This window comes from Arsukibacterium sp. MJ3 (assembly GCF_000987765.1).
Taxonomy (GTDB): Bacteria; Pseudomonadota; Gammaproteobacteria; order Enterobacterales; family Alteromonadaceae; genus Alishewanella.
Map to the genome: position 1 here is coordinate 1 of NZ_LAHP01000041.1, position 4,473 is coordinate 4,473.

General features: G+C 50.4%; 3 protein-coding genes. 2 read left to right on the plus strand and 1 reads right to left on the minus strand.

The annotated features are described in order from the left end of the window. Positions 1–364: 364 nt before the first annotated feature. Positions 365–931 carry a hypothetical protein gene (locus VT06_RS18150; protein WP_152659049.1) on the minus strand — a complete coding sequence of 189 codons (567 nt, stop codon included), beginning with the start codon at positions 929–931 and terminating at the stop codon, positions 365–367. Between the two features lie 578 nt (positions 932–1,509). Here VT06_RS18150 and VT06_RS16335 point away from each other — a divergent pair. Together VT06_RS16335 and VT06_RS16340 are read left to right on the plus strand one after the other, a co-directional pair. After that, positions 1,510–3,831, plus strand: a complete 2,322-nt coding sequence (locus tag VT06_RS16335; protein ID WP_046555402.1) for a hypothetical protein — start codon at positions 1,510–1,512, stop codon at positions 3,829–3,831. A gap of 74 nt (positions 3,832–3,905) precedes the next feature. Next, on the plus strand, positions 3,906–4,220 hold the full coding sequence (locus VT06_RS16340) for a hypothetical protein (protein ID WP_046555403.1): 315 nt from the start codon (positions 3,906–3,908) through the stop codon (positions 4,218–4,220). Positions 4,221–4,473: the final 253 nt, after the last annotated feature.

Sequence of the window (4,473 nt, forward strand, 5' to 3'; positions counted from 1 at the left end):
GTGAAAAATATATCAGGCGCAATGTATTACCCTTTAACGCCCCTAGCCGCCATTCTTTGCCGCATTAGCTAGTGCATAAACACATCAACATGTGTAATGGATGGAGCGATTAATCACATCATTTCTGCTGTGCCTGTCCTATTTCTCTGCGGGTTTCGAGACTGACGTTCATGGACTGGTGCGCGAAACTATCGCCGGGGAAAGCCATTACTTTATTGATGTGGTAAAGGAGTAGAGCGTCTTAACAGTTAGTCGTTAAAGTGCGGAAAAAATAAAGCCGGGCTTGGATAGGTGATACTACCCAAGCCCGGTTTTTTAGTTGTACGTTAGTCTTAAATTGCCAGTAAGGCATAATAACTTGCGTTTAATAAGATGTTTCGGGCTGTGCGGTGGCAGGTATGCCTGGCTCTGCATCAAGCGGAGCTGTGCCAGACATAGCACCGTCAGCTGATGTGACTATCTTTTCAATGATCCTTAACGTTTCTATATAAATGGCACGCGATTCAGCGGGATTGTCGTTGTTATTCATATTGAATTCACAGGTGCGGTATAAAAGTTCTCTTACCATTAATACTGCAGGTGAACGACCTCCAAGTGTTGCTGCACCCTTCGTAGCAGTATCCCCAATGGAAGCACTGCCAGCGGGGCCCATGCTTTCTCCAATGCTGATGCCACTGCTAGACGTATTTGCATAGTCCGGTGACGGGCTAAGACAGTGTGTTTCTTCAGATTTATTTTCTTTTATTAAAATAAATTTCCGGTCAGGTGCAGCGCTAAGTATATCAACACCGTTGCGGTCGAACAGTTCATTTTTCTTTATTTCAGATGTACTAAAAGATGAGCATCCTGAGATTGAGAGTAATAATATTGAAGCTAAGCTGAATTTGCGGGGTAAATTAAGTTGACTGTTTGTTTTTAATTTTGTTTGCATAAGTCGTCGAATAGGTTTTTAGAATGAAAAAAATATTAACTTATTATCGTTGCATGTCAACGCTTATTAAATATATCTCAACTTATAGCGGAGCTGGCTATTTAAAATTAAATATATTTAGTTAATTAAATACTTTTATAGTAAATTTTTAAATTATTTTCCTGCAATAATCCTCGTTATTTTATTTATTTTCTCCGATAACATTATAATTATACAGGCGGATTGCGCAGTAAATATAATTATATAAGTATGTGATTTATTATGTTATGTTTTTTTTAAAATAAAATAAGAATTAAAATAATATTTGGAGTGTCGGCACGCGTGCCGCGTTGGGCAGGAAGTGAGCTTGGCGGGCAACTTTGCTGGCCAAAAGGTGAAGGCTACGGTCTGTTTGGTGGCAAAGGTGGCATCTTGGATTCCTGCAGCGTGACCGCCGGCCAAAAGCTCGGCTGCATGGCCGGGCGCACTGCATTCTCGCTCAATCCCAAATGAACCTGCCACGTCGCAACCCGCTTACGGGGCGTGTGCAAAGTGAGTCTTGGCAACATCAACGATTTGTTAAACAGGAGTACCACCGTATGAGAAACAACAATGTACCCAGCGCTCGGTCTGTGCCCGCAAGGAGAGTATGGCTCGGAGCCCTCTGCCTGTTGGTGGCTTACCTTGTATTTCAGCCGCCGGCGTATGCACAGGACGCGACTGGAGCAAAATCTCAGGACACGGTTGGCGTAAAACCTGTACTGACGCAAATGCTCGGCAACCTGAAGCTGGACAGTGTGGACGAGCTGCAGAAGATGGTTGGTGCGTTGACGAAGACGAGCTGCGGTGGCGGACTGACCGGTTGCTACTCTACCAGGTCGGGCCCGCTGCATCTGTACTTCTACACCACCAAGGATGTGCAGCAAACGTTCATTATTGTGGTCGACCAAGACATGGCGATGCCCAAGCTGTTCGGCGACAAGGTGCACAGTGTCTTGGGAAGCACGAAGGCACGCTCGTTGATGATCTCTATCTCCACGACTGACTTTGACCTGTCCACGGACAGGATGCCTCCCGACCTGAAAAAGGTGGTTGACGAAAGCTATTTCGGGGTCAGTGAGCTGTCTTTCTCCTCCGGCGTACAGATGGCGGCGCGGGTCAATGTTGGCGGAGTGCTCAAGACCACGATGGTAGGCCTCGGCGTGCATGCCGATCAACTGACGCTGCGCGGTGCGGTGGTGATGCCGATCCCCCTGGACATTGCCAGCGGTGCCGGTGCTGCCGCAGGAATCGCGGGCGCCGTTGCTGATGGCGCGACGATGACCAAATCCGTTGCCGATGCGATGGTGCCGGAAGCCTTTGTGGAGTTCCAGTTCGCCCCGGGTTCCCGACTGCCGCTGCTGCTGCCGCCGATCACCCTGACGGACGCTACCTTCTACATCAACAACATGCTCGTCGCCGGCTACAAGGGCAATGCCGGCTTCCATGGCGTGCTGGATAAGAAGTTTTTGATGGAGTTCTACGCTCCACTGACACCGGCTGGCGAAATGGACCTTGCAGATTTTGGGTACCGCATCGCAACGCCGGCCAGCTTCACCCTGGAAGACGCGGCCTACGTGATTGCTGCTATGGCCACCCCCGATCCGCGACTTGCCAGGTATGGCGGTGGCCTGATCGGCGGCATCAACGCCTACAAGGCGCCGTTGCTGGCTGCTGCCAAGCCCTTGTCTATGTTCCGGCTGGAGAATCCGCATCCGGCGCCGGAGTATCGTTTTGGCGACAAGACCAAGCCTTGGCCGGCCAACAACAAGCACTTCAACATGGTCTCGTTTGGGCCACTGGCAGACAACGGGCCCTACTACGCCAACTCAAGCGATACGGTTTTTCTGGGGACGAAGGTATCTCAGACGGAGTACATCGCAAGCATCAAGGGGCTTCAAAGTAGCACTACCAATGGTGTGGAGTTGAAGCTGGGACCGCTCGGTAAAGTCAAAGTCAATATGACGCAAAGCGTAAAGGTCACGCCGACCACTCAGGAATTCGGCATGGCGGGCAACTTTGCCGGCCAGAAGGTGGAAGTCGTCCTGGGTACCACCCATGCCGACATTTTCGTCAACGCCAGTTGCGTGAATCCCTTCGAGATCAAGGGATCCGTAGAGTTACAGCCGGACCTCAACATCGCCAAGGTGTTTGAAGGCCATGGCGGCGTTAACGTCGACCCATCGAAAATTCAAGGCTGTATCGGCAAGGAACTAGAAGCGGCTTACAACAAAATCGCCAAGGAGTACAGCCACCTCAGTGGCTATACGGCGAGTGCTGCCAACGCCGAGCTGAACAAGATCAGCAAACTTGCCGAAGAGGAAGCACAAAGAGTGGCCAAGGTCGCCGAGCAGGATTACAACCGCGTCAAGAATGCCGCGCGCGATGTGGCCAGCAAGACCTCTAACGCGGCTAATAAGGCCTTTAACGATGCAGGCAACGCCTTTAAAAAACTCGGCAAAAAGAAGAAGCACAAAAAAGGGCCAAACCCGATCTTTGCTGCTTCCGTGTTTGACTGGGACTATTACTACGACAATGCTCCCGACGTGGTGCGAGCAAATATGGACCTGGCTACACACTGGAAAGACAGCGGCTTTAACGAAGGTAGACAAGGCAGTCTCGAGTTCAGCGCCAGCTTCTATTTGAGTCACCACTCCGACCTTATGGCGTATTGTGGACAGGGCAACTGGCAGTGTGCTACGCAGCACTGGCTTGACAACGGCATCCGCGAGGGTCGCCAAGGCAGCGCCAATTTCAGCATCGCCAGCTATCTGAACCGCTACCCAGATCTTCAGAACGCCTTCGGTAAAACCAATTACGAGGATGCCCTCGACCATTGGTTTAATTCCGGCGAAGATGAAGGCCGTAATCCCCAGCCTTAAGTCAGCTTCGGAACTGATTGCGCCGAGGGTACATCCATTGATGCCCTCGGCTTACCACCTTCGACGGGAATAAAATGAATCAAAACGCAGCTTTACCCTTTAGGCCACTGACCGTTAAGTCAAGATGGTTAAATGCTATTTGCCTGTTTGCAGCCGCCATGACGCTGCAACTGCCAGTGTATGCGCAAGACTTGCCTGCCATTACCCCGAGCCTGCAGAAGCTGCTCCACGGTTTGCCGATTGCCGAGCTCGAGGGCGAGGTGTACGGACTGCTCGGTGATCTTAAGCCAACCAGCTGTGGCAGCAATCTTACCGGTTGCTACATGAGCAAGTCGGGCCCCCTGCAGCTTTACTTCTTCACCAGCGGTCAGGCTCAGCAAACACAGTGAAAAGGACAGGCACAGCTGAACAATACAGTGAGTAACAAACACTAGGCGTTAGCACCATTATCACAATCACAGTGAAAAAGACAGGCACAACTGAACAATGGATGGGGCAATTAATCGCATCATTTCCACCAGTAAAAAGGACAGGCACAACTGAACAGGCACAGCTGAACAAAACAGTGAGTAACAAACACTAGGCGTTAGCACCATTAACCACAATCACCAAAATCTTGACAGCTAGGCGAGCGACAACTAA

Bases quoted from the DNA above. Each gene is read 5' to 3' on its own strand.
- VT06_RS18150 (WP_152659049.1), bottom strand. From the start codon at position 931: ATGCAAACAAAATTAAAAACAAACAGTCAACTTAATTTACCCCGCAAA.
- VT06_RS16335 (WP_046555402.1), top strand. From the start codon at position 1,510: ATGAGAAACAACAATGTACCCAGCGCTCGGTCTGTGCCCGCAAGGAGA.
- VT06_RS16340 (WP_046555403.1), top strand. From the start codon at position 3,906: ATGAATCAAAACGCAGCTTTACCCTTTAGGCCACTGACCGTTAAGTCA.